The organism is Piscinibacter defluvii (genome assembly GCF_004011805.1).
Taxonomy (GTDB): Bacteria; Pseudomonadota; Gammaproteobacteria; order Burkholderiales; family Burkholderiaceae_C; genus Piscinibacter; species Piscinibacter defluvii.
Window position 1 is genome coordinate 1 of sequence record NZ_RCHJ01000040.1, and the last position, 21,667, is coordinate 21,667.

17 protein-coding genes and 2 pseudogenes are annotated in these 21,667 nt (G+C 67.4%); 11 read left to right on the forward strand and 8 right to left on the reverse strand.

The features are described from left to right. Positions 1-34 precede the first annotated feature (34 nt). Both D9C15_RS31815 and D9C15_RS31820 read right to left on the reverse strand, forming a co-directional pair. Positions 35-451 (reverse strand): aspartyl/asparaginyl beta-hydroxylase domain-containing protein, encoded by a 417-nt coding sequence (locus D9C15_RS31815; RefSeq protein WP_128003499.1) that lies wholly within the window; start codon positions 449-451, stop codon positions 35-37. A 122-nt stretch (positions 452-573) separates the two neighbouring features. Further along, entirely contained in the window at positions 574-1,215 is a 642-nt protein-coding gene (locus D9C15_RS31820) for a TetR family transcriptional regulator (RefSeq protein WP_128003500.1), read from the reverse strand. 196 nt (positions 1,216-1,411) lie between these two features. On the opposite strand from D9C15_RS31820, the gene D9C15_RS31825 reads away from it, so the two are divergent. From D9C15_RS31825 to D9C15_RS31845, 5 genes are all read left to right on the forward strand, one after another. Next, positions 1,412-2,497, forward strand: coding sequence for a phospholipase A (locus D9C15_RS31825; protein WP_240668673.1), 1,086 nt, complete (start codon positions 1,412-1,414; stop codon positions 2,495-2,497). Between the two features lie 172 nt (positions 2,498-2,669). Beyond that, entirely contained in the window at positions 2,670-3,911 is a 1,242-nt protein-coding gene (locus D9C15_RS31830) for an efflux RND transporter periplasmic adaptor subunit (RefSeq protein ID WP_240668674.1), read from the forward strand. Positions 3,912-3,924: 13 nt separating this feature from the next. Then, entirely contained in the window at positions 3,925-7,110 is a 3,186-nt protein-coding gene (locus tag D9C15_RS31835; protein WP_128003502.1) for an efflux RND transporter permease subunit, read from the forward strand. Next, positions 7,107-8,486, forward strand: coding sequence for an efflux transporter outer membrane subunit (locus D9C15_RS31840; protein WP_128003503.1), 1,380 nt, complete (start codon positions 7,107-7,109; stop codon positions 8,484-8,486). Before D9C15_RS31835 ends, D9C15_RS31840 begins: the two co-directional genes overlap by 4 nt. Positions 8,487-8,624: 138 nt before the next feature. After that, positions 8,625-9,179 (forward strand): acyloxyacyl hydrolase, encoded by a 555-nt coding sequence (locus tag D9C15_RS31845; RefSeq protein ID WP_128003504.1) that lies wholly within the window; start codon positions 8,625-8,627, stop codon positions 9,177-9,179. A 57-nt stretch (positions 9,180-9,236) separates the two neighbouring features. Here D9C15_RS31845 and D9C15_RS31850 read toward each other — a convergent pair whose 3' ends face one another. Continuing rightward, a complete protein-coding gene (locus D9C15_RS31850; RefSeq protein WP_128003505.1) occupies positions 9,237-9,626 on the reverse strand; it encodes a TetR/AcrR family transcriptional regulator C-terminal domain-containing protein in 390 nt (129 codons plus the stop codon). Positions 9,627-9,640: 14 nt separating this feature from the next. Between D9C15_RS31850 and D9C15_RS31855 the strand changes: the two are divergent. The 6 genes and pseudogenes from D9C15_RS31855 to D9C15_RS31880 form a co-directional block, all read left to right on the forward strand. Then, positions 9,641-10,333: pseudogene (locus tag D9C15_RS31855) on the forward strand (ABC transporter ATP-binding protein); the annotation flags it as partial. Between the two features lie 11 nt (positions 10,334-10,344). Continuing rightward, positions 10,345-11,274 carry a branched-chain amino acid ABC transporter permease gene (locus D9C15_RS31860; protein WP_041930432.1) on the forward strand — a complete coding sequence of 310 codons (930 nt, stop codon included), beginning with the start codon at positions 10,345-10,347 and terminating at the stop codon, positions 11,272-11,274. Positions 11,275-11,293: 19 nt separating this feature from the next. Beyond that, positions 11,294-12,370 (forward strand): annotated as a pseudogene (locus D9C15_RS31865) (branched-chain amino acid ABC transporter permease). 65 nt (positions 12,371-12,435) lie between these two features. Further along, the gene (locus tag D9C15_RS31870) at positions 12,436-13,758 is read left to right on the forward strand and encodes an ABC transporter substrate-binding protein (protein ID WP_011831884.1); all 1,323 of its coding nucleotides are present in this window, start codon (positions 12,436-12,438) and stop codon (positions 13,756-13,758) included. A 31-nt stretch (positions 13,759-13,789) separates the two neighbouring features. After that, the gene (locus D9C15_RS31875) at positions 13,790-14,593 is read left to right on the forward strand and encodes an ABC transporter ATP-binding protein (protein WP_011831883.1); all 804 of its coding nucleotides are present in this window, start codon (positions 13,790-13,792) and stop codon (positions 14,591-14,593) included. 15 nt (positions 14,594-14,608) lie between these two features. Further along, positions 14,609-15,865, forward strand: coding sequence for a phenylacetate--CoA ligase family protein (locus D9C15_RS31880; protein WP_011831882.1), 1,257 nt, complete (start codon positions 14,609-14,611; stop codon positions 15,863-15,865). Positions 15,866-15,967: 102 nt separating this feature from the next. On the opposite strand, the gene D9C15_RS31885 is transcribed toward D9C15_RS31880, so the two are convergent. From D9C15_RS31885 to D9C15_RS31905, 5 genes are read right to left on the reverse strand one after another with little or no spacing between them, the layout of a single operon-like run. After that, entirely contained in the window at positions 15,968-16,600 is a 633-nt protein-coding gene (locus D9C15_RS31885) for a histidine phosphatase family protein (protein ID WP_041930431.1), read from the reverse strand. 19 nt (positions 16,601-16,619) lie between these two features. Beyond that, a complete protein-coding gene (locus D9C15_RS31890) occupies positions 16,620-17,513 on the reverse strand; it encodes an NAD(P)-dependent oxidoreductase (RefSeq protein ID WP_011831880.1) in 894 nt (297 codons plus the stop codon). A 59-nt stretch (positions 17,514-17,572) separates the two neighbouring features. Next, positions 17,573-20,104, reverse strand: a complete 2,532-nt coding sequence (locus tag D9C15_RS31895; RefSeq protein WP_240668676.1) for a pyruvate, phosphate dikinase — start codon at positions 20,102-20,104, stop codon at positions 17,573-17,575. 22 nt (positions 20,105-20,126) lie between these two features. Further along, entirely contained in the window at positions 20,127-20,567 is a 441-nt protein-coding gene (locus tag D9C15_RS31900; RefSeq protein ID WP_148211123.1) for an HIT family protein, read from the reverse strand. Further along, complete coding sequence (locus D9C15_RS31905; protein WP_128003507.1) at positions 20,567-21,664, reverse strand: Ldh family oxidoreductase; 1,098 nt, start codon at positions 21,662-21,664, stop codon at positions 20,567-20,569. The genes D9C15_RS31900 and D9C15_RS31905 overlap by 1 nt, the downstream gene beginning before the upstream one ends. Positions 21,665-21,667 lie beyond the last annotated feature (3 nt).

Genomic DNA, 21,667 nt, shown 5'->3' on the forward strand with positions numbered 1-21,667 from the left:
TCAAATTTCGATCGGCACGATCCTCTCAAGTGGGTCAAATTTCAGTCGGCGCCAACAGGCACAGTGCCCGCGCCGACGGATGCGCCTCGTCATACCACTTCAGGTGGAAGCGGGTCCAGCCCGTCTTGAAGAAGCTGTTGAAGCCGGCGTCGTCGTACTTGTCGGAGGCCTTGATCTGTCCGGCTGAGGCAAGCCGGTAGGCTTCGTCCCGGATGCTCTCCCAATGGCTTTCCAGCAGACGCAGTTGCGGGAAGGCCGCGGCGTCGAGGAAGGGCCTGTTGGGCACACCGGAGAAGAGGTACATGACGCAGTTGATGGGCGCCATGAACGTCGAGTGGTCGGTGAGTTGGCGCCAGAAGCGCAGGCGCACACTGCCGCGGCGGTGTACGTGGGTTGTGCAGAAGGCGAAGATGCCGAGAACCGCCAACTTGAAGTAAGGAATATCAAGCATGGCTCAATTCCCCGATCCAGGTTCAAGAGGCGTCGAAGCGCGCGGCATGTCGCGGGCGCCGGTCGCATCGCGCAGAACAGTGGTCATGCCTTGCTCGGAACGCTGGTTCCGGAACACCGCGACTACGCCCGTGGCGGGCGGGCCGGCGGCGATACGGCCATTCCGGCCAGCATGTGCCGAACCGCCGGCTCGCCCACCTTGCAGAGGTTGAAGCGGCGGCCATCGAGCATCCAGTGCACGACCAGCCCATCGACCAGGGCCAGCAGGGCTCTCGCTGCATGGGTGGGCTGGGCGTCCGCCGGCAGCGCTCCTGCACGTTGTGCCTCGCGCAGCAGCGCCTCGAATCGCTTGCGGGCCCGTGCCAGCACCGCCAGGCGGCGCTCCCGAACCGAACCCAGTTCATCCACGTACGAAAGCTTCTGGCTCGAGATCGATACGGCGCGCTGCAGCCGTTCATCGCGACTCGTTGCGCGCAGCATGTCGGCGGCGATGGCCTCCACCTCCTGCAACGGCGGCATCTGGGCTCCGGCCTTGTCGTCGAGCCAACGCTGCTCGAAGGGCAGGATCGCGCGATCCATCAGCGCGTTGAACAGATCGGCCTTGTCGCGAAAGTGCCAGTAGACCGCGCCGCGCGTCACCCCTGCCACCTCCGCGATCTCCTGAAGTGACGCTTCGCTCACACCGCGAGCGTCGAAAACGATCTCCGCTGCATCGATGAGCGCCTGGCGGGTCTGGAGGGCTTCTTCCTTGGTGCGGCGGGCCATGTGCGGACCAATCTCCTGCAAGAAGAGCAGGTTTCAGCCGATAATATACATTCGTGCCTGTATCTCTGGCGCCGCCTTGCTCATGGCGGTGCCCGCCGGGCGGCCTGGTGGGCGACCAGCAGTGTCGTGCAACAACGCCGCTCAAACGTTCACTGCAATCACGATGGCCAGCCAGCGATCGCAAGAGATTCGAGGTGTGTGCCGGCTGCTGTCGATCGGCGTTCTGGCCATGACCGCAGGGCCTTGTGTGGCCCAGGGCGATTTGAGTTCGTGCCGGCGCGAGGCCGACGACGCGAGAAGACTGGCCTGCTACGACGCGGCCCTGGGCACCGAATTCGACCGATCCGGGATCGACCCGGCCGTGCCGACCGCGGCACTTGGCCTGCGCAGCGCCGCTGTGGATGCCGAACGCCCGACCCGGCCGGCGGCCAGCCCGGCGCCGGGTCAGGACGAGATGCTGGCTGCCGTGGCCGGCGAGACCTGGGAACTGGGGCCTGAGGCCAAGCGTGGCACGTTCATCGTCCGCACCTATCAGCCCAACTTCGTTCTGCCGGCGCACTGGACCTCCAGCGTGAATCTTGCTCCGTCCACGCCAACGCGCGGGACGGCGCCGTCGGCACTTCGCTACAAGTCGGTAAATGCCAAGATCCAGATCTCGCTGCGGACCAAGGTGGTCGAAGGGCTGCTGCTGCCGCAGGCCGATCTGTGGTTCGCCTACACGCAGCGTTCGCTCTGGCAGTTTTGGGACACGCAGCAGTCGTCGCCGTTTCGCAGCACCGACTATCAGCCGGAGGCCATCTACGTCATACCGACGCCCCGGCCGCTGGCGCCTCTGTGGGCCGGCTGGCACTGGCGCATGACGCAACTCGGGCTCATGCACCAGTCCAACGGGCAGAGCGGCGCGCTGTCGCGCAGTTGGAACCGCGTGTACGCCGCGGCGAGCGTCGATCGCGGCGAACTGGGACTCGTATTGCGCGTGTTCCGTCGGTTGAATGATGGCTCCAACGACGACAACCCGGACATTGCCCGCTACGTTGGCGACGCCGAACTAGCGGCGGCCTGGCTGCCCGGACTGGCCACGGCGCAGGTGACCTGGCGCACTCGCCTGGCGTCCGCGGGTCGAGGCTCGATCCAATGGGACCTGACTTATCCGGTCGATCGCGGCCGGCCGCAGGGCTTGCGCTGGTACGTTCAGGTGTTCTCCGGCTACGGCGAATCTCTCCTGGACTACAACCACCGACAGACCAGTGTCGGGACGGGCCTGACGCTGTTCCAGTTCTGAGCAGGATGCGCTGGCGTGCGTCTCGACGCGATTCCAGCAGATCGGCGAACTCAGGTCGGAGTGCCTGCAGGACCGAAGCACTCCATACGATAATATACATTCGCGCTTGTATTTACTGCATCCACCAGCCTCCACAAGGACCGATCCCATGCATCCAGCCACCTCGGGCCCCATGAGCCGCGGCCAGCAACCGACGACCCGTGCCCGCCTGCGGGTAGCGACCTGTGCCAGCGTTGCCACGCTTATGGTCGTCACGGCCTGTGGCGGCAGCGGCGGAGGGGGGCAGGCGCCGGCCGGTGGTGGAGCCGCACCGCCGCCGCCGGAGGTTTCGGTGGTGACGGTGGCATTCCAGACGGCGCCGCTGACGGCCGAGCTGCCGGGCCGTGTCGAGCCCGTCAGAGTGGCCCAAGTGCGCGCCCGGGTCACCGGTATTGTCCAGAAGCGCCTGTTCAATGAAGGCTCGCAGGTCAAGGCAGGCCAGGCGTTGTTCCAGATCGACCGCGCGCCCTACGAGGCGGCCGCCGACAGTGCCAAGGCGGCGCTGGCCAAGGCCCAGGCCAATCTGATGCAGGCCAGCGCGACAGTGACACGCTACACACCGCTGCGCGCGGCCAACGCGGTCAGCCAGCAGGACTTCGTGAACGCCCAGGCGGCACAGGCGCAGGCCGAGGCCGACGTGGCCGCGGCCAAGGCCGCGTTGCGCACGGCCGAGCTGAACCTGGGCTACGCGACCGTGACGGCCCCGATCTCGGGGCGCATCGGGCGCGCGCTGGTCACCGAGGGCGCGCTGGTGTCGCAGGCCGAAGCGACGCAGATGGCGCTGATCCAGCAGATCGATCCGGTCTATGTCAATGCCACCCAGTCGGTCATCGAAGTGGACCGGCTGCGGCAGCAGGTCGCGGGAGCGGGCAAGGCGCCCGCGGAATCGGCCGCCGTGCGGGTGGTGCTCGACGACGGCAGCGAACTACCGCAGAAGGGGCGGCTGCTGTTTGCGGATCTGAGCGTCGATCCGACCACCGAGCAGGTGACCTTGCGTGCCGAGGTGCCCAACCCCTCGGGCCGCCTGCTGCCGGGCATGTACGTGCGCGCGCGACTCGTACAGGGCGAGATCGCCGGCGCGGTGCTGCTGCCGCAGCAGGCGGTGACGCGAACCGCGCAAGGCGACACCGTGCTTGTCGTCGGCGAGGGCGGCAAGCCCGGCCCGCGCCCGGTCAAGGTCGCGGGTTCTGCGGGCAAGCAGTGGATCGTGACCCAGGGCCTGGCCGCCGGAGATCAGGTCATCGTCGAAGGATTCCAGAAGATGCGACCCAACTCGCCGGTGAAGCCAGTGCCCTGGGCGCCCGCCAAGCCGGCCTCGGCCGCGGCCTCTTCTGCCGGCGCCGCCGCCCCGGCGGGTTCGGCTGCCAGCCGCTGAGGGTGCAGCACCCATGGCCAAGTTCTTCATCGACCGGCCCATCTTCGCGTGGGTCATCGCGCTGTTCGTCGTGGTGGCGGGCATCGTCTCCATCACGCAGTTGCCCGTGGCGCAATACCCGACGGTTGCGCCGCCGTCCATCGTCGTCACCGCCACCTACCCCGGAGCGTCGGCCAAGACTCTGGAAAACAGCACGCTGTCGGTCATCGAACAGGAGATGAACGGCTCGCCAGGCCTGGCGTACATGGAGTCGGTGGCGCAGGCCAACGGCACCGGCACGCTCACGCTGACCTTCACGCCGAACACCAATCCGGACCTGGCGCAGGTGGACGTGCAGAACCGCCTGTCGCGCGCCACGCCGCGCCTTCCCGCGGCCGTGACCCAGCAAGGCGTGCGGGTCGACAAGGCGCGCTCCAACTTCCTGATGTTCACCATCCTCAGCTCGGACGACCCGAAGTGGGATCCGATCGCGCTGGGCGACTACGCGGCACGCAACGTGCTGCCCGAACTGCAGCGGGTGCCGGGGGTCGGCACGGCGCAGCTGTTCGGCACCGAGCGCGCGATGCGCATCTGGATCGATCCGGCGAAGCTGCGCAGTTTGAACCTGTCCGCGGGCGACGTGAACGCGGCGATTCGCGCACAGAACGCGCAGGTCTCCTCCGGCACGATCGGCGACCTGCCCAACCCGGTGGATCAGGCCATCTCGGCCACCGTGCAGGTGGAGGGGCAGCTCGCGAGCATCGAGCAGTTCGGCAGCATCGTGCTGCGCGCCAACGCCGACGGCTCGTCGGTGCGGCTGCGCGACGTGGCCCGCATCGAGCTCGGGGCGCAGACCTATGCCACGTCGGCGCGGCTCAACGGCAAGCCCTCCGCCGGCATCGGCATCCAGCTCTCGCCGAGCGGCAACGCACTGGAGACTGCCAGGCTCGTGCGTGCGCGCATGGAGGAGCTCAAGCGCTACTTCCCCCAGGGCATGAGCTACGCCGTGCCCTACGACACCTCGCGCTTCGTCGACATCTCGATCGGCAAGGTGGTCGAGACCCTGATCGAAGCGGTCGTGCTGGTCTTCCTGGTGATGTTCCTGTTCCTGCAGAACTGGCGCTTCACCCTGATCCCCACGATCGTGGTGCCCGTGGCGCTGCTGGGCACCTTCGGCGTGCTGCTGGCGCTCGGTTTCTCGATCAACGTGCTGACCATGTTCGGCATGGTGCTCGTGGTCGGCATCGTGGTCGACGATGCCATCGTGGTGGTCGAGAACGTCGAGCGCATCATGAGCGAGGAGGGCCTGCCGCCTCGCGAGGCCACGCGCAAGGCCATGGGGCAGATTTCCGGCGCGATCATCGGCGTGACGGTGGTGCTGATCTCGGTGTTCGTACCACTGGCGTTCTTCACCGGCGCGGTGGGCAACATCTACCGGCAGTTCTCGGCCGTCATGACGGCCTCCATCGCCTTCTCGGCCTTCATGGCGCTGTCGCTCACGCCGGCACTGTGCGCGACGCTGCTCAAGCAGGTCGAGGCCGGGCACGCGCATGCCAAGACCGGCTTCTACGGTTGGTTCAATCGAGGCTTTGCCAACACCGCCAAGCGCTACGAAGGATTCCTCGTACGCCTGCTCAACCGCACCGGCCGCATGCTGCTGGTCTACGTGGCGATCGTGGCGGGTGTGGGCTGGTTGACCTATCGGCTGCCGACGTCCTTCCTGCCCAACGAGGACCAGGGCTACATCCTCGTGAACATACAGCTGCCGCCCGGAGCGACCTTGAACCGCAGCCTGCAGGTGATGCAGCAGGTCGAGGGCTTCGTGCTCAAGCAGCCGGAAGTGCGCAGCATGGTCGGCGTGCTTGGCTTCAACTTCTCCGGCCAGGGCCAGAACTCGGCGCTGGCCTTCGTCACCCTGAAGGACTGGGACGAGCGCAAGGGCGAAGCCCAGAGTGCACAGGCGCTGGCGCGCCGCACCTTCGGCGCTCTGATGGGGGTGAAGGATGCCTTCATCTTCCCGCTCAGCCCGCCACCGATTCCCGAACTCGGCTCGGCCACTGGCTTTGCATTCCGGCTGCAGGATCGCGGCGGCAATGGGCGCGAAGCGCTCATCGCGGCGCGCAACCAGCTGCTGGGCATGGCCTCGCAGAGCAAGCTGCTGGCCGGCGTCAGGCCGGACGGCCTCGAAGACGCGCCGCAACTGCAGTTGGTGATCGACCGCGACAAGGCCAGCGCCCTGGGCGTCGGCTTCGAGGCAATCAACGCGACGATCTCGACGGCGATCGGTTCGGCCTACGTGAACGACTTCCAGAGCGGCGAGCGGCTGCAGCGTGTCGTCGTCCAGGCCGACGCGCAGGCACGCATGCAGCCCGAGGATCTGCTGCGGCTGACGGCCCCGAACTCGAAGGGACAGCCCGTACCGCTGGCAACCTTCGCCAGCACACGCTGGGTGACCGGCGCCATGCAGTCCATTCGCTACAACGGCTACCCCACCATGCGGATCGCTGGCGACGCGGCGCCCGGTGTCAGCACCGGCGAGGCGATGGCCGAGATGGAGCGCCTGGCGGGCCAGTTGCCGCCGGGATTCGGCTTCGAGTGGACGGGGCAGTCGCGCGAAGAGCGGTTGGCGGGGGCGACGGCCGTGTTCCTGTTCGGCTTCTCGCTGTTGGCCGTCTTCCTATGCCTGGCCGCTCTCTACGAGAGCTGGTCGATTCCGCTGGCGGTCATCCTGGTCGTGCCGCTGGGCGTGCTCGGCGTGGTGCTGGCAACGATGGGCCGCGGCTTCTCCAATGACGTGTACTTCAAGATCGGCCTCATCACCATCATTGGCCTGTCGGCGAAGAACGCGGTGCTGATCATCGAGTTCGCCAAGGATCTGCAGGCCCAGGGCCGCTCCGTCCTGCAGGCCGTGCTGGAAGCGGCGCACTTGCGATTCCGCCCGATCGTGATGACCTCGATGGCCTTTGTCCTGGGCGTGCTGCCGCTGGCCATCGCCTCCGGCGCTGGCTCTGCGAGCCAGCGCTCGATCGGCACCGGCGTGATGGGCGGCATGGTCACCGCAGTCGCCTTGTCGGTGCTGTTCGTGCCGGTGTTCTTCGTCGTGGTGCGGCGGCTGTTCAAGGGCAGCGAGCGGCAGCGCAAGTTCTATGCGCACGAACTGGATGACGCACCGGCTGCCGCAGCAGCCCCGGTGGCCAAGGGACATGGAGAGCAGGCATGAAGGGCGCGACGTTGAAGCGATGGGGTCTCCTGGCAGCCGCCGTGGCGGGTCTTGGGGGGTGTGCCGCGCCCACGCCGCCGTTGACGCTGCCCGCTACGCCCGTGGCAGCGGCTTTCCCGAATGCGGCGTCGTCGCCACAGAACGGCCTCAAGGCCGCGGCGGCCACCGGCTGGCAGGAGTATTTCCCCGATCCTGCGCTGCGCGAGGTCATCGGGAAAGCGCTTGCGAACAACCGCGACCTGCGCGTGGCGGTTCTCAACATCGAGGCGGCGCGGGCCGTGCTCGGACAGCGGCGTGCCGACCTGTGGCCCACGCTGAATGCCGGGGCGTCAGCCGTGCGCGGCACCGGCAGCAATGGCAATGTCGCTGGCACCTACACCGCAGGATTGACGGTGTCGGCCTGGGAACTGGACCTGTTCGGCCGCATCCGCGCCGGCAGCGACGCGGCGGCAGCGCAACTGGCAGCCAGCGAGGAGGGTCGTCGCGCCGCGCAGGTCGCGCTGGTGGCATCGGTCGCGCAGGCCTGGCTGTCCCTGTGTGCGGACGACGAACTGCTCGAGATTGCCCGCGAAACCGTGAAGTCGCGCGAGCAGTCTCTGAATCTCACGCAGTTGCGCTACCAGCACGGCACCGCCTCGGAGCTGGACCTGCGTCAGGCGCAGTCCCTCGCGGCCTCCGCCCAGGCGGCGCTGGCACAGTTCACGCGCCAACGCGAGCTGGACTTGAACGCGCTGACCCTGCTGGTGGGTCAGCCGCTGGCCGTCTCCACGCTTCCACGCATCCAGTCGCTGGCGTTCGCGGAGGTTCCGACCGGGCTGCCCTCGGAGGTTTTGCTGCAGCGCCCGGACGTGCGGCAGGCCGAACAGTTGCTCGTGGCCGCCAATGCCAACATCGGTGCAGCGCGGGCGGCCTACTGGCCGCGGATCTCGCTGACCGGCAGTCTGGGCACCGCGAGCACGCAACTGGGCGACCTGTTCAAGGACGGGGCCTGGAGCTTCGCGGCGCAACTGCTGATGCCGATCTTCGATGCCGGCCGGACGGAGTCGCTGGTCCGAGGCGCGACGGCCCAGCGCGACATCGCGCTGGCGCAGTATGAGCGCGCGATCCAGGCCGCGTTCCGCGATGTGGCGGACGCCTTGGCGGGCCGCGCGACACTGATGGACCAGTTGCGCGCGCTCGAGGTGCAAAGGCAGTCCGAGGCGGCGCGTCTGCAACTCGTGCAGGTGCGGGTGGACAACGGCGTGGGCACGACGCTGGAACTGCTCGACGCCGAGCGGTCGCTGTTTGCTGCCGCGCAGGCCGAAGTGCAGACGCGGCTGGCCGAACAGCAAAGCCGCATCGCGATGTACCGAGCCCTGGGCGGCGGCGTGCAATAGAGGAGCGCGGCACGCCGTCTGCGGGGTTGGCCGCTCGAAGCGCCACAGTCGGGGCTGGTCATTTCATCTGGATGCGATGCAGTGGCACTCGGCTCCATTCGATGCAGCAGGCCACGCATTCGCTCGACGGCGCTGCTCATGCTGGCCGCAGTCTGCGCCCCGGGTGCTCAAGCCCTGTGCCTGTGGCCCGATGCCGAAGAAGCCGCACAGCGCGCGCCGGGAGATTGCCCCGAGTACGGATTCGTCCAGTGGTCGCGATCGAACCGCTCGGCAGCCTTCGCGGTTGGCGCGCTATGGCCGTGGAGCGTCGCGCCACGCGTGTGGCCGGGCCGGCTGACGTGGCAGATCGAGGCGACCATCGGCGTGTGGCGCTCGCGCGCTGCGGGTGACGCCGGGGACCCTCGCGTCAGCCTGCAGCTGGGGCTGAAGCCGATCGCTCGCTGGGCATTCGGCCACCGGTGGTTCCTCGAGGGCGGTGTCGGACTGAACATCGTCTCGCCCCGCTATCGAGGCGGTGATCGTCGTTTCAGCACCCGGGTGAACTTCGGCGACCACATCGCGCTGGGGCTGCGCTTGGGCGCTCGGCAGGAGCACGAACTGCAACTGCGCGTAGAGCACTTCTCGAACGCCGGACTGCGAAAGCCCAATCCCGGTGAAAACTTCGGGCAGGTTCGATACGTGTGGCGGTTTTGAGGTCCGCAGGGTGTGGACGGCCGATCCGCGCTCAGTCAGGTTCCGCCTTCGAGGCCGTCATCCGGGCGGCCCATGCTCATCCGGATGGGCATGCAGCTGCATGAAGAGGTCCACGACCTGCGCGGCGTGGGCCTGGCGTTCCTGCGGGCGAGATCTGGCCAGCGCCACCCGATACATGGAGCGCACGAGGTCCAACCCCAGCGCCATGCCCAGCAGCAGTTCGGCGCTGGCGGCGGGTGAGGAGCAGTGCAGATGGCCTGCAGCGTGGGCGGCCTGCAGGAACGACGCCAGCATCGCATGGCCCCGCTCGGGCCCGCGTTGCCAGATGAGCCGCGCATCGCGTGCCGTGGGCGGCGACTCGGCCAACACCTGGACGTACCGCCGATGCCCCGGACCGGACAGGAACGCCGTGAGATCGACGACATAGGCCTCGAGCTGCTGCGGCACGTCGGCGGCGCTGCGACGTGTGCGAGCACGAGATCCGAGCCATCATCGGCCCGAACGGCGCGGGCAAGAGTTCGATGCTGAACTGCATCAACGGCGTCTACCAGCCGCAGGCAGGCTCGATCGCCTTTCGCGGCAAGACCTTCAGGCACATGAGCTCGCGCCAGGTCGCCGAGATGGGCGTCGCACGCACGTTCCAGAACCTTGCGCTCTTCAAGGGCATGAGCGTGCTCGACAACATCATGACGGGCCGCAATCTGCGCATGAAGAGCAACCTGTTCCTGCAGGCGCTGCGCTGGGGGCCAGCCGAGAGGGAAGAGATCGCGCACCGCGAGGTCGTCGAGCGAATCATCGATTTCCTGGAGATCCAGGTCTGGCGCAAGACACCGGTCGGGCGCCTGCCGTACGGGCTGCAGAAGCGCGTCGATCTCGGCCGAGCGCTCGCGATGGAGCCGACGCTGCTGTTGCTCGACGAACCGATGGCCGGCATGAACGTCGAAGAGAAGCAGGACATGTGCCGCTTCATTCTCGACGTGAATGACGAGTTCGGCACCACCATCGTGCTGATCGAGCACGACATGGGCGTCGTGATGGACATCTGCGACCGCGTCGTGGTGCTCGACTACGGCAAGAAGATCGGCGATGGCACGCCCGACGCGGTACGCGGCAACGCCGAGGTCATCAAGGCCTACCTCGGCACGACCGACTGAGGAACACGATGATGGGCTTCCTACTCGAGACTCTCATCGGCGGCCTGATGTCGGGCATGCTGTATTCGCTGGTCGCGCTCGGCTTCGTGCTGATCTTCAAGGCCTCCGGCGTCTTCAACTTCGCGCAAGGCGCGATGGTGTTGTTCGCGGCGCTCGCGATGGCGCGCTTCGCCGAGTGGATCCCGTCGCTGCTGGGCATCCACAGTCGGCTGGTGGCCAACGTGCTCGCCTTCGCGGCGGCGATCGCCGTGATGGTCGCCGTGGCCAGGGCGGTCGAGAGGCTGTGCCTGCGCCAGCTGGTCAACCAGGAGGGCGTGACCTTGCTGATGGCCACGCTGGGCATCGCGCACTTCCTCGACGGCTTCGGCCAGAGCCTCTTCGGCAGCGACATCTACACCATCGACGTTGGCCTGCCCAAGGACCCGCTGACGGTGCTGGAGAGCACCCTGCAGGGCGGATTGCTGATCAGTAAGGAGGACTTGTACGCTGCCGCGATCGCCACCGCGCTGGTCGCGCTGCTGGCGCTGTTCTTCCAGAAGACCTCCACCGGCCGCGCGCTGCGCGCGGTGGCCGACGACCATCAGGCCACGCAGTCGATCGGCATCCCGCTCGACCGCATCTGGGTGATCGTCTGGAGCGTGGCGGGCTTCGTCGCGCTGGTGGCCGGCGTCATCTGGGGCAGCAAGCTGGGCGTGCAGTTCTCGCTGTCGCTGGTGGCGCTGAAGGCCTTGCCGGTGGTGATCCTCGGAGGCCTCACGTCGGTGCCGGGTGCCATCGTCGGCGGCTTGATCATCGGCATGGGCGAAAAGCTTTCCGAGGTCTACCTCGGCCCGGCGCTCGGTGGCGGCATCGAGATCTGGTTCGCCTATGCGCTGGCGCTCGTCTTCCTTCTCCTGCGGCCGCAAGGGCTGTTCGGCGAGAAGGTCATCGACCGCGTCTGAGCACACAAGGAGACACCACATGCTCTATCGCGAGAACGGCCAGCTCAAGACCACCTATCGCGCTGACCAGCAGATCTTCCCGATCCTGCAGGATCGCTGGGTGATGGCGATGTTGCTGCTCGGTGCGGCAGTGCTCGTGCCGTGGACGGCCAGCGAGTACCTGTTCCGCGCGATCCTCATCCCGTTCCTGATCCTGTCGCTGGCCGCGCTCGGCCTCAACATCCTCGTCGGCTACTGCGGTCAGATCTCGCTGGGCACCGGCGCGTTCATGGCGGTGGGCGCCTAAGCGGCCTACAACTTCCAGGTGCGCATCCAGGGCATGCCGCTGCTGGCCTCGCTGCTGCTCGGCGGTGGGTGTGCCACCTTGGTGGGCGTGCTGTTCGGCATTCCCAGCTTGCGCATCAGGGGGCTGTACCTCGCGGTGGCCACGCTGGCGGCACAGTTCTTCATCGACTGGTCCTTCCTGCGCATCAAGTGGTTCACCAACGACTCGCCCTCGGGCTCGGTGAGCGTGGCCGGCCTGAGCATGTTCGGGCTGCGGATCGAGACACCCGCGCAGAAGTACCTGCTGTGCCTCGCCTTCGTGATCGTGTTCGCGCTGGTGGCCAAGAACCTGGTGCGCAGCGCAATAGGCCGCGAGTGGATGGCGATCCGCGACATGGACGTGGCCGCGGCGGTGATCGGCATCCGCCCGGTCTACGCCAAGCTCACGGCGTTCGCGGTGAGCAGCTTCATTGTCGGCGTGGCCGGCGCGCTCTGGGGCTTCGTCCACCTGGGCGCGTGGGAGCCGGCGGCGTTCTCGATCGACCGCTCGTTCCAGCTGCTGTTCATGGTGATCATCGGCGGCCTGAGCTCCGTGATGGGCAGCTTCTTCGGTGCCGCGTTCATCGTGCTGCTGCCGATCTTCCTCAACCAGGCGCTGCCGGGCATCGGCAATCTCGTCGGCGTCGTGATCTCCACCACGGCCGTATCGCACGCCGAGACGATGATCTTCGGCGCGCTGATCGTCTGGTTCCTGATCGTCGAGCCGCACGGCCTGAGCCGGCTGTGGTCGCTCGGAAAGCAGAAGCTGAGGATCTGGCCGTTTCCTCACTGAAGCAGCGCAGCCAGGGGCTGCGTGAGCAAGTACGGCCGAACCCATCGAACACGACTGGAGACAACATGACGAAAACACGCGCGTTCATCGCCGCCGCGGCATTGACGATCTCGGCCGCTGCCGGGCCGAGCTTCGCGGCAGACAAGTCGCAATACTTCCCCTTGCTCACCTTCCGCACCGGGCCCTATGCGCCCAGCGGAACGCCGTGGGCCAACGGCTTCGTCGACTACTTCAAGCTGGTCAACCTGGAGGGCGGCATCAACGGCGTGCGCGTGCTCTGGGAGGAGTGCGAGACGGGTTACGCCACCGACCGCGGCGTCGAATGCTACGAGCGCATGAAGGGGAAGAACGGCGGCGCCACTGTCTTACAGACCATGTCGACCGGCATCACCTTCGCGCTCACCGAGCGCGGCGCCGCCGACAAGATCCCGATCCTCACGCCCGGCTACGGCATCAGCGAAAGCGCCGACGGAGAAGTCTTCAAGTGGAGCTTCCCGATCGCCGGCACCCACTGGGCCTCGGCCGACACGCAGGTTCAGTACGTGGCGCAGAAGGCGGGCGGCCTCGACAAGCTGGCGGGCAAGAAGATCACGCTGCTCTACCACGATAGCCCTTACGGAAAGGAAGCCATCCCGGTGCTCACCGCGCGGGCGAAGAAGCACGGCTTCGAACTGGTCACCATTCCCGTGCCGCACCCCGGGGTCGAGCAGAAGTCCGCCTGGCTGCAGATCCGTAAGAGCCGGCCCGACTTCGTGCTGCTGTGGGGCTGGGGCGTCATGAACAGCACGGCGCTGAAGGAGGCACAGGCCACCGGGTTCCCGAGGAACCGCGTGGTGGGCGTGTGGCCGTCCGGCTCCGACTCCGACGTCAAGGGCGTGGCAGGTGCCGAGGGCTACAGCGCAGTGCTCATCCTGCCAGGACCCGCCTTGGATTCGAAGATCGCGAAGAAGGTTGTGGACAAGCTCCATGCCAAGGGCGAGGGCTCGGGCCCGAAGGAAGAGGTCGGCTCTGCGCTGTACATGCGCGGCCTGATGAACGCGATGTTCGCCGTGGAAGGCGTGCGCCGCGCCCAGCAGAAGTTCGGCATCGGCCAGGTGATGACGCCGGCGCAGGCGCGCTGGGGTTACGAGAACCTTCAGATAGACCAGAAGCGGCTCGAGGAGCTCGGCATTGCCGACGTCATGCGGCCGACGGCAACAAGCTGCAAGGACCACATGGGTCCGTCAGCGGCGCGTGCCTACACGTGGAACGGCACGACCTGGGAGGTGAGCTCCGACTGGCTACGGGCCGACCCCGCAATCCTGGATCCGCTGCTCGAGGTCGCGACGAAGCGCTACGCCGCCGACAAGCAGCTGACACGCAGAGTCGCCGACGACTGCGCCTCCTGAGGCGGTCGAACTGCACGCGCATGGAGCCCGCATGAACGACACCGTTCTCGCCGTCAACGGCATCGAGGTCATCTACGACCGCGTCATCCTCGTGCTGAAGGGTGTCTCGCTGCAGGTGCGCGAGGGCGGCGTCGCGGCGCTGCTCGGTGGCAACGGCGCCGGCAAGACGACGGCGCTGCGGGCGATCTCGAATCTGCTCAGGGGCGAGCGCGGCGAGGTGACCAAGGGCTCGATCGAACTGCGCGGCGAGCGAATCGATGACCTGTCGCCGGCCCAGCTGGTGCAGCGCGGCGTGGTGCAGGTGATGGAGGGCCGCCATTGCTTCGCGCACCTGACGATCGAGGAGAACCTGCTCGCGGGTGCCTACACGCGCAAGCGCAGCGGCGAGATCGCCGCCAACCTCGACAAGGTCTACACCTACTTCCCTCGCCTGAAGACGCGGCGCGCCTCGCAGGCCGCGTACACCTCCGGCGGCGAGCAGCAGATGTGTGCGATCGGGCGTGCCCTGATGGCCAACCCCAGCCTGGTGTTGCTCGACGAGCCATCGATGGGGCTGGCGCCGCAGATCGTCGAGGAGGTGTTCGAGATCGTCAAGGACCTGAACGCGAAGGAGCGTGTGACCTTCCTGCTTGCCGAGCAGAACATCCAGATGGCGCTGAGATACGCCGACCACGGCTACATCCTGGAGAACGGGCGGGTGGTGATGAACGGACCCGCTCCCGAGCTGGCCGGCAACGAGGACGTGAAGGAGTTCTACCTCGGGATGGGCGCAGGCCAGCGCAAGAGCTTTCGCGAATCCAAGAGCTACCGGCGGCGCAAGCGATGGCTGGCATAGGCGAGGCTGCATGTCATGAGCGGTGAGTGCCACGACGCGCTCGAGACGCGCGACCCCGCCGCACGCGAAACCGCACTGATGGCCGCGCTGCCCGGCCAGGTGGCGCATGCGAAGGTGGCCACCAGCGCGTTTGCCGAATCGCTGCGCGACATCGACGCGGCCTCGGTGACGAGCCGCAGCGCGCTGGCCGCGCTGCCTGTGGTCCGCAAGCATGAACTGCTGGAGCGACAGAAGGCGCAGCGAGCGAGCGACCCGTTCGGAGGCTGCTCGGCCATCGGCTGGGGTGCGCGTCGGGGCGCGCTGCGGGTGTACCAGTCGCCCGGCCCGATCTACGAGCCCGAGGGCCGTGCCTGCGATTACTGGCGGGTGGCTAGGGCGATGCATGCGGCCGGCTTTCGCGCTGGCGACCTCGTGCACAACAGCTTTAGCCATCACCTCACCCCCGCGGGCGGGATGATGGAAAGCGGCGCGCATGCGCTGGCCTGCACCGTGTTTCCGGGTGGTGTGGGCAATACGGAGCTGCAAGTGCATGCGATGGCCGATCTGCGCCCGAACGCGTATGTCGGCACGCCGAGCTTCCTGAAGATCCTGCTCGAGAAGGCGCTCGATCTGGGAATCCGCGCTGCATCGCTGCAAAAGGCGCTGTTCAGCGGCGAAGCGTTCCCGGCGTCGTTGCAGCAGTGGCTGGGCGAACGTGGCATCGACGCCTATCAGTGTTATGCCACCGCCGACATCGGCCGCATCGCCTACGAGACCGCCGCGCGCGAGGGCCTGGTGCTCGACGAGGGCGTGATCGTCGAGATCGTGCGCCCCGGTACCGGCGACCCGGTGCTCGACGGCGAAGTCGGCGAGCTCGTCGTGACGACCCTGAACCCGGACTACCCCTTGATCCGCTTCGGCACCGGCGACCTCTCGGCACTGCTGCCGGGCCGTTGCCCGACCGGCCGCACGAACCGGCGCATCAGGGGCTGGATGGGGCGAGCCGACCAGACCACCAAGGTGCGCGGCATGTTCGTGCACCCCGGCCAGGTGGCAGACATCGTGCGACGCCACCGCGAAGTGATCAAGGCGCGCCTAGTCATGGACGGCGAGGTGGCCCGCGACCGCATGACCTTGCAGGTCGAAGTGTCCGAGCGGCCGGAAGGCCTGGCCGAGCGCATCGCCGGTAGCGTGCGCGAGGTGACCAAGCTGCGCAGCGACGTCCTGCTGCTGCCGCCCGGCAGCCTTCCGAACGATGGCAAGCTCATCGAGGACGCGCGCAGCTATCGATAGCCATCAGCCTCGAATGACTGACGGCCTACCAGAACGCGGCTTCTTTAGGTTTGCATGGCTGAGTGATCTTGCCGATCGAGACTACCCTTTCGCTTGCGTGCGTCAAACGTCATCCAACGGTTTGCCGTCCAAATGCGCCACATCGGCCCAGAAATCCAGGCGCCACACGCCGCACTCGTAAGAGAACCCGTTGATGCTTCCATTAACCATTGTGAACACGCGAGAGCCGACATGGGGCAAGCCCGTCGTGTGTCGATAGAGGCCGTCCAGCACGCCCCCGTGCGTGACGACGAGAATCCGCTGCCCAGCCCGCTGCGCCGCAAGCTCCTCCAAGCATCCCAGGCTGCGTTCGAAGGCGGCTTGTGTGCTTTCCCCGCCGGGAATCGCAAAATTGACGTCTTCGTCGCTGTAGCGCCGATAGGCTTCGGGAAACTTGGCCTGCGCCTCAGGGCGTGTGAGGCCTTGGAAGATTCCGTAGTTCCGCTCGCGCAGCCTGGCATCAAGCAGGACGGGCAGCTTCGTCTCGGTAGCGATGTAAGCAGCCGTCGCGCTCGCGCGGCCCAAGTCGCTGCTTACGAGCAGGTCGAACCGCATCTCGCTCAGCCGCCTTGCGAGGGTCTGCGCCTGGGTGATCCCTTCCGACGTCAACGGGCTGTCCAAGTGGCCCTGGATCCTACCGTCCCGGTTCCATTCCGTCTCGACGTGCCGAACAACGACGAACTGCGTGGCAGCCATGCCATGTGCGTCCAGTGCGCTAGCCGGACTCGGCAACGCGAATGCCTGCAGTGGCTTCGTAGCCCTTGACCACCGACGTGAAGTTCTCTTCCCCCAGCCCTCGCCCAACGGCGTCGCGGTACAGCGATGCGATGACCGGCGCGAGCCGCGCCGCGTAGTGCTCCTCGTTGGCGAGGTCGAGAATGAGGTTGATGTCCTTCAGCGCCAGGCTGGTCTTGAAGCTGGCGCCGTAGTCGCCTTCGATGACCTTCTGGAACCCGCTGATGAAGTGCGCCGAGCGTCCGCCCGAGACGGACAGGATCTCGTACAACCGCTTCGGTTCCATCCCGCACTTCACGCCCAGGACGAAAGCCTCGGCGGCCACAGCGACGTTGCCCAGCGACATCAGGTTGTTCACGAGCTTGACCGTCTTGGCGGTCCCAATGCCGCCCGTGCGGTTGATCTTCTTCGCCAGCACCTGCAGCAACTCGAGATGCTGGTCGATCAACTCGTCGGGGCCACCCACCTGGAAGACCAGTTCGCCAAGGACCGCCTGCGGCGGCTCGCCGGACAGTGCGATGTCGAGGATCCGGATGCCGGACTTGGTCGCCGCCTGCGCGACCTCACGAATGGTGTTCGGGTCGATGGTGCTGGTCTCGATCAGCGTGCTCCCTGGCCGCGCCTGCGCGACCAGACCCTGTTTGCCCAGGTAGACGTCACGCACGATGGGGGGATTCGGCAGCGACGTGACAACGACATCAACCTGCTGCGCGACCGCCGCGGGGCTGACCTCGATCCGGGCGCCGTGTTCCGCGGCGGCTTTCGTGGCCGCCGGCGAAAGGTCGAACCCGACGACGCCGATGCCGCGGTCGAGAAGGCGCCGGCACATTCCGCCGCCGATGTTTCCAAGGCCGATTAGGCCGATCTCTTTCATGGATTAACTCCTTAAGGATTTGTGTCTATTGCTCGTGGCGGCGACCAAACCGGAGCGCCTCAGGCGGGCGGGCCGAATGCACCCTCTTGCGATGCCAGGCGGCCCAGCAGCAGCCGGGTGGCCGCGAGTCCGTTCATCTCGACGCCGAAGTTCCTGAAACCGCGCTCGGTGAAGAAGCGCACCACCTTCTCGCTGACCCCCCAGCCATAAAAGGTGACGCCGAACTCGCAGGCGTGTGTGTCCGGCGTCAGGGTGGGCATCAACAGTTTGATCGCCTCGTCTACTTCATTGGCAGGGTCCAGCGGCATGAAACCGTCGGCGATGTACGACTTCCATGCGTCCTGCGCGAGCATCAGGTCGTCGGGATAGCGGTAGATCGCGGCACACAGTGACCGGTAGTCGATCCAGGCCATGTCGACGTGGCGGGCGATGCGGGGCAACTCCAGCAGCCCGTGCGGGCTGCGCGCGGCCACGCCGAGCCTAAGCTTGGCGCCGCCCGCCTCGCGGCAGGCGGCCCTCAACGCGATCGCCTCGGCTTCCGTGTTGATGCCGCCGACCATTAAGATCACGTTGTCCGGGTAGCCGGTGGTCTCCTTCGCGCGCACCAGTCCTCGGATCTGCGCGCGCAGCAACTGCGGCGAACCTAGCGGCAGCCAGATGGCCGGCGAGGGTGCGACGTCAGTGAAATCCGACACCGCTTCGCCAGCGACCCCGCTGGACAGGTTGGCGATCCGCGCCGCGAACGGCTTCGGATAGACGGCCCGCATGACGTCGGTCAACGCCTCCGCGATCACCTCCTCAAGCGCGGCCAGCGCGTTGGAGTTGGAGTCCGCCGACGTCACTCCGCGCTTGTAGGCCGACACGGCATCGACCAGCGTTTCGAATCCCGCAGTCGCGGCCAGTGTCTCGTCGATGCGGGTGCCAATGGCGTGGGCGCCGGCAGCGATGGCCTGACGCGCCATGTCCGGCGTGGAGACCCGGTTGAAGACGGTGCAGCCGCTGAGGTCGTCGGCCAGCCCCAGGATGGCGCCGATGTGGCTCACAGAGTCGGTGCTGAGGGCGCCGGTCGACAACGTCCCCTCGAACACCTCTCCAGTAGAGCCGTCCAGCGAAACGAGAGTACCTTCCGGTAGTTCGCGGTCGGCCACGCGAACCACGCGTCGTTCGGCGTCGATGTCGAGCGACTCGCAGCCGACGATGCACGGCTTGTCGAGGGCGCGCGCCACGACCGCCGCGTGACTGGTCGAGCCTCCTCGGGCCGTCACGATCCCCCGCGCGGCGAGCATCCCGTGCAAGTCCCGCGGGCTCGTGAACAGCCGCATCAGGACGACCGGGTCTCCTCCTGAGGCCACCTGCTCGGCCCGATCCGGGTCGAAAACGATGCGTCCGCTGACCTGCCCCGGTGAGGCGCCCGTACCCTGTGCCAACCTCGCACCGCCGGCGCGCGCCGCCTCGACGGCCTCCACGAGGAACCGGGGGCGGAGCACCTGGCGCAGATGATCGGCCGTCACGCGCTGCAGCACGGTCTCGCGGTCGACGAGACCCTCCTTGTACAGATCCCCCGCGATCCTGATCGCCGCCTCGGCGGTGCGCTTGCCCGGACGCACCTGCAGCAGGTAGAGCACGCCCTCCTGAACCGTGAACTCGATGTCGAGGACGTCCCGGTAGGTCTTCTCGAGCGAACGCGCCAACGAGTGTAACTGCCCGATCAGCTCCGGATAGCGGCGCCCCACATCATCGAGCGATTCCGGGGTGTGCGTTCCCGCGACGATGTCCTCCCCCTGGCCGTTCTCGAGATACTCGCCGAACAGCTTCGGCGAACCGTCCCGCGGATCGCGGGTGAAGGCCACGCCCGTTCCCGACGGGCTACCGAGATTGCCGAAGACCATCTGCTGCACGACCACCGCCGTACCCAGATCGTGCGCGATTCCGTGATGGTCGCGATAGCGGATCGCACGGCGCGAGTTCCATGACTCGAACACCGCGACCACCGCCTGTCTGAGCTGCGCCCACGGGTCGGCCGGAAAGGTGCCGGACGCACCGACGCCTTCGGCGACGAGTCGGACCGCTGATCGCAGCGACCTCTCGTCCTCGACGGTGTCGAGGCTCGCGCCGTCGGCGGCGCTCTCGTCAGCGGCGCCAAGCACGATGTCGGCGAACATGCGCGCGAACCGGGCGAAGGTCTCGGCGGCGAAGCGGTAGCGGCCGCCGGTCGCCTTCGCCAGCGCGACCGTGGTCTCCTCGTTCATCCCGAGGTTGAGAACGGTGTCCATCATGCCCGGCATGCTCACCGGCGCGCCCGAGCGGACCGACACCAGCAGCGGCCGTGGCCCCTTGCCGAAGCCGCAGCCGGTCCGCTCCTCGAGCTGATGCACGGCCTGAACGATCTCGCGCCACAGCGCCTCGGGAACCGCACCGTCCTTGCTGACCCGGCATGCCTGCGTCGAGATGACGAAACCCGGCGGCACGGGAAAGCCCGCGGCCGTCATCTGGACCAGCCCGGCGCCCTTGCCGCCGAGCGCGGCCGCGTCGAGATGCGTGGCCTCGGCGAAGGAGTAGACGAAGCGCTCAGCGGCGGTGACGCTGGTCATCGACTCGTGTCTCCCTTTGATCCTAAATGTCCTTGGCATCGAGCAACTCCCGGATGCGCGCCTTTATCTGCTGCGCGCTCGCCTCGTCCAGTTCGGTCTGCGCCTGCGGATGCAGCCACGCCGGTACGCGCGGGTTGGGCTCGTCCTGCCGGCGCGGGATCAGATGGCAGTGCACGTGCGGATCGGCATTGCCGAGGATCTCATAGTTCATTTTGAAGGCGCCCGTCGCCAGCTTGATCGCGCGTGCCGCGCGACTCATGTCCTCGACGAACCCCTGCCGCGCCGCCGCCGACGCCTCGAACAGCTCGGTGGCGTGCTCGCGCAGCGTGAGGACGCAGCGGCCGGGGAAGCGACGGTCCGAGACCAGACTGAGCTCGCTGACCCCCAGCCTCGCGATCGGCTCCCCCATCCTGAACCCGCAGCTGGCACAGGCCCAAGCCGCCGGAACCGGTTTGTGCGCCATCACGGCATCTCGCGCGTGGCCAGCGTCGCCGACGGTACGGGCGCGCCGACCTCGCGGGCCACGGCGTCGAGGGCCTCGAGCGTGGTGACCGCCAGCGGCAGCCCGTCCCGCAAGCGCTGCGCCGACAGTTCGGCCTCGATCTCGCCGGGCATGTAGATGCGCTGCACGCCCTCGGCGCGCGGCGCGTTGCGCAGAGCCGACGCCAACTCGCTGGTGCGGCGCAAGAATGCGTCGCGGTCGCCGAAGGCGCCCGGATCCAACGCCTGGACGAAGTGGCCGCACTTCCACGAATCGTGATGGTCCGCACCCATCACGAGCTTCGGCGACACTTCGAAGCTGAAGAGGGCGCCGGCCAAGGCGCCGCAGACGACCTCGTTGGCGACGATCAGCGCCGAGCCCTTGTGCTGGCCGATGGGCAGCAGGTAGCCCTCGAGTGCGATCTTCGGGTCGGTCGTCGGATTGCCGTCGGGCCCGACAGCCCAGTCGGCCGGGATCGTGCCGCCGCGCTGGGCGGCCAACCGGATCTTCTCCTTCACGCCGGTGAACGCGGTGTCCACGACGATCGGCAGGCCTTCGAGGGTGGGGAAGGCCCAGCCGACTGGGTCGTTCGAAAGCACCGGCCTGCGGCTGCCCCACACGACCGTGTGGGGGGGGCCGTCGGTCGTGGCGTAGCCGATCATTCCCGCCTCCAGCGCCATCATCGGGTAGAAGGCCGCCGGTCCGAAGTGGTTGCTGTTGCGCACCGCCACCGAGCCGCTGCCGTGTTCGGCGGCGATCGCCATGGCCTCCTTCATCGCGCGGCGCGCCGACAGGAAGCCCAGTCCGTTGTCGGCATCGACGACGGCGACCGCGCCGCGTCGGTGGACGACGCGGATGTCCGGCTTCGGGTTCAGGTGGCCGCGGGCGATGCCGCGGACGTATCGCGGCGTGAACTGGACCCCGTGCGACTCGACGCCGCGCAGATCGGCGAAGACGACGACCTCGGCGATCTGGTCCGCATGCTCGGGCGACACTCCGACCGCCTGGAACAATCCGGCCACCTTCATCCTCAGCTCGCCGCTGTCGACAAGAACCTTCTTAATGATCGGTGCGTTCATGGC

Excerpts from the sequence above, each read along its gene's own strand:
- D9C15_RS31815 (WP_128003499.1), bottom strand. The coding sequence starts at position 451 with ATGCTTGATATTCCTTACTTCAAGTTGGCGGTTCTCGGCATCTTCGCC.
- D9C15_RS31820 (WP_128003500.1), bottom strand. The coding sequence starts at position 1,215 with ATGGCCCGCCGCACCAAGGAAGAAGCCCTCCAGACCCGCCAGGCGCTC.
- D9C15_RS31830 (WP_240668674.1), top strand. The coding sequence starts at position 2,670 with ATGAGCCGCGGCCAGCAACCGACGACCCGTGCCCGCCTGCGGGTAGCG.
- D9C15_RS31835 (WP_128003502.1), top strand. The coding sequence starts at position 3,925 with ATGGCCAAGTTCTTCATCGACCGGCCCATCTTCGCGTGGGTCATCGCG.
- D9C15_RS31840 (WP_128003503.1), top strand. The coding sequence starts at position 7,107 with ATGAAGGGCGCGACGTTGAAGCGATGGGGTCTCCTGGCAGCCGCCGTG.
- D9C15_RS31845 (WP_128003504.1), top strand. The coding sequence starts at position 8,625 with ATGCTGGCCGCAGTCTGCGCCCCGGGTGCTCAAGCCCTGTGCCTGTGG.
- D9C15_RS31860 (WP_041930432.1), top strand. The coding sequence starts at position 10,345 with ATGGGCTTCCTACTCGAGACTCTCATCGGCGGCCTGATGTCGGGCATG.
- D9C15_RS31870 (WP_011831884.1), top strand. The coding sequence starts at position 12,436 with ATGACGAAAACACGCGCGTTCATCGCCGCCGCGGCATTGACGATCTCG.
- D9C15_RS31875 (WP_011831883.1), top strand. The coding sequence starts at position 13,790 with ATGAACGACACCGTTCTCGCCGTCAACGGCATCGAGGTCATCTACGAC.
- D9C15_RS31880 (WP_011831882.1), top strand. The coding sequence starts at position 14,609 with ATGAGCGGTGAGTGCCACGACGCGCTCGAGACGCGCGACCCCGCCGCA.
- D9C15_RS31885 (WP_041930431.1), bottom strand. The coding sequence starts at position 16,600 with ATGGCTGCCACGCAGTTCGTCGTTGTTCGGCACGTCGAGACGGAATGG.
- D9C15_RS31890 (WP_011831880.1), bottom strand. The coding sequence starts at position 17,513 with ATGAAAGAGATCGGCCTAATCGGCCTTGGAAACATCGGCGGCGGAATG.
- D9C15_RS31895 (WP_240668676.1), bottom strand. The coding sequence starts at position 20,104 with ATGACCAGCGTCACCGCCGCTGAGCGCTTCGTCTACTCCTTCGCCGAG.
- D9C15_RS31900 (WP_148211123.1), bottom strand. The coding sequence starts at position 20,567 with ATGGCGCACAAACCGGTTCCGGCGGCTTGGGCCTGTGCCAGCTGCGGG.
- D9C15_RS31905 (WP_128003507.1), bottom strand. The coding sequence starts at position 21,664 with ATGAACGCACCGATCATTAAGAAGGTTCTTGTCGACAGCGGCGAGCTG.